Annotated in this window: 2 protein-coding genes; both read left to right on the top strand. The window is 70.7% G+C overall.

Translation table 11 applies throughout. The features are described 5' to 3' along the window. The first annotated feature begins 19 nt into the window (after positions 1-19). Positions 20-1,210, top strand: a complete 1,191-nt coding sequence (locus tag ACGFIE_RS25480; RefSeq protein ID WP_393298924.1) for a cytochrome P450 — start codon at positions 20-22, stop codon at positions 1,208-1,210. A 217-nt stretch (positions 1,211-1,427) separates the two neighbouring features. Beyond that, the gene (locus tag ACGFIE_RS25485) at positions 1,428-2,192 is read left to right on the top strand and encodes a thioesterase II family protein (protein ID WP_393298927.1); all 765 of its coding nucleotides are present in this window, start codon (positions 1,428-1,430) and stop codon (positions 2,190-2,192) included. Positions 2,193-2,235: the final 43 nt, after the last annotated feature.

The following is a 2,235-nucleotide window of genomic DNA, read 5'->3' on the forward strand; positions in this document are numbered from 1 at the left end:
GGAAAGCAGGAACGGTGTCATGACAGTGCAGAACATGGAGCGGCTGCCCAAGCTTCCTACCGAGCGGCCGGCCGGCTGTCCCTTCGACCCGCCGTCCGAGCTGCGCGAGGCGCCGCTGCGCCGCATGGTCTACCCCGACGGCCACGTCGGCTGGCTGGCCAGTGGTCACTCGGCGGCCCGCGCGGTGCTGTCCGACCCCCGGTTCAGCTCCAAGCACGAGCTGGTGCGCGACCCCGTCCCCGGCAGCGAGGGCCACCACGGCAAACCGGCACCGGTCGGCGACATGACCGGGATCGACCCGCCGGAGCACACCCGGTTCCGGCGGCTGCTGGTCGGCAAGTTCACCGCACGGCGGATGCAGAAGCTGAGCGACCGGGTCGAGGAGATCACCAAGGACCAGCTCGAGGTTCTGGCCGGGCACGACGCCGGCGCCGACCTCTGGCCGCTGTTCGCGCAGCCGGTCCCGGCGCTCGTGCTGTGCGAGCTGCTCGGCGTACCGATCGAGGACTACGACCTCTTCCAGCGCTACACCGAGGTGCTGCTCACCCAGGACGGCCGGCCGGAGGAGGTGGGCCAGGCGTTCATGGCCCTGCACCGGTACATGCGCGAGCTTGTGCTGGCCAAGCGGGCGAACCCGACCGACGACGTGCTGTCCGACCTGACCGAGTCGGACCTCACCGACACCGAGCTCGCCGGCATCAGCGTGCTGCTGCTGGTCGCCGGGCTCGACACCACCGCGAGCATGCTGGCACTCGGCACGTTCGCCCTGCTGAGCAACCCCGACCAGCTGGCCGCGGTGCGTGCCGACCCGGACCGGATGGACGACGTGGTGGAGGAGCTGCTGCGCTACCTGACGGTCGCGCCGCGGGCGGTTCGCGCGGCACTGGAGGACATCGAGCTGGAAGGCCAGCTGATCAGGACCGGCGAGTCGGTCACGGTGTCCCTGGAAGCCGCCAACCGCGACCCCGAGCGTTTCGCCGACCCGGACACGCTCAACGTGCTCCGGCAGGCGGGCGGTCACGTCGCCTTCGGCCACGGCATCCACCAGTGCCTCGGCCAGCAACTCGCCCGGGTCGAGCTGCGGGTCGCGCTCACCGCGCTGCTCGAGCGATTCCCGAAGCTCCGGCTCGCCGTTCCGGCGGACGAGGTGCCCCTGCGGGCCAACATGAGCGTCTTCGGCGTACGGGCGCTGCCGGTCGCCTGGGACTGACATCGGTCGTCGCGCGGCGGTCAGGAAACCCTTCCTGACCGCCGCTTTCGCATGTCCGGAAAGGACCGCTTCCAGGGGTGGTAGGGGGTGTGCCCGGCCGTAGTTAGGGGCGGTTCCCCCGTGGTCACGCACCGCGATCTGACCTTAACTGGTGGGGCGTGTTCGGGCCTCATTCGCTGATGCCACGCCGATCCGAGAAGGACCTGGGAACCGAATCATGGCACTCACCAAATCTCACGCCGGCCTTTGGCTGCGGGGTTTTCATCCGGCCCCGCAGGCGCCGGCCCGCCTGGTCTGCTTTCCGCACGCGGGCGGTTCAGCATCCTTTTTCTTCCCGGTCTCCAAGACGCTGTCGCCGGAGCTGGAGGTGCTCGCCGTGCAGTACCCGGGCCGCCAGGACCGGCGGCACGAGCCCGCCGCCGAGAACATCGGCGAGCTCGCCGATCGGATCACCGAGCAGCTGCGCCCGCTCCCCGACAAGCCGGTGGCGTTCTTCGGCCACAGCATGGGCGCGGTGGTCGCCTTCGAGGTCGCGCGGCGGCTGGAGGGCGGCGGTGTGAGCCCCCTGGTGCTGTTCGCGTCCGGTCGGCGTGCGCCGTCCGCGGTTCGCGAGGAGTCGATGCACACGGCCGGCGACGCCGACTTCGTCGCCGAGATCAAGCGGCTCAGCGGCACCGACACCCGGATGCTCGGCGACGACGAGGTGCTGCGGATGATCCTGCCATCGCTGCGCAGCGACTATCGGGCCATCGAGACCTACCGCTGCGCCCCCGGGGCGAGCGTGCGCTGCCCGATCGACGTGCTCATCGGGAATGCCGACCCGCACGTGACCCAGACCGAGGCGGCGTCCTGGCGCGAGCACACAACCGGTCGCTGCGACATCAGGGTCTACGCGGGCGGCCACTTCTACCTCAACGACCACGCCGTGGCCGTGACGGACCGGATCGCCCGGCGCATCTCCGCGCTGCGCGCGGCCGTCTGACCCAGCGCCGATCAACCCCGAGATCGCGAGGAGCGAGACGGAC

This window comes from Micromonospora sp. NPDC049275 (assembly GCF_043197115.1).
Lineage (GTDB): Bacteria > Actinomycetota > Actinomycetes > Mycobacteriales > Micromonosporaceae > Micromonospora.

Coding starts and splice junctions, on each gene's coding strand:
- ACGFIE_RS25480 (WP_393298924.1), top strand. CDS start 20: ATGACAGTGCAGAACATGGAGCGGCTGCCCAAGCTTCCTACCGAGCGG.
- ACGFIE_RS25485 (WP_393298927.1), top strand. CDS start 1,428: ATGGCACTCACCAAATCTCACGCCGGCCTTTGGCTGCGGGGTTTTCAT.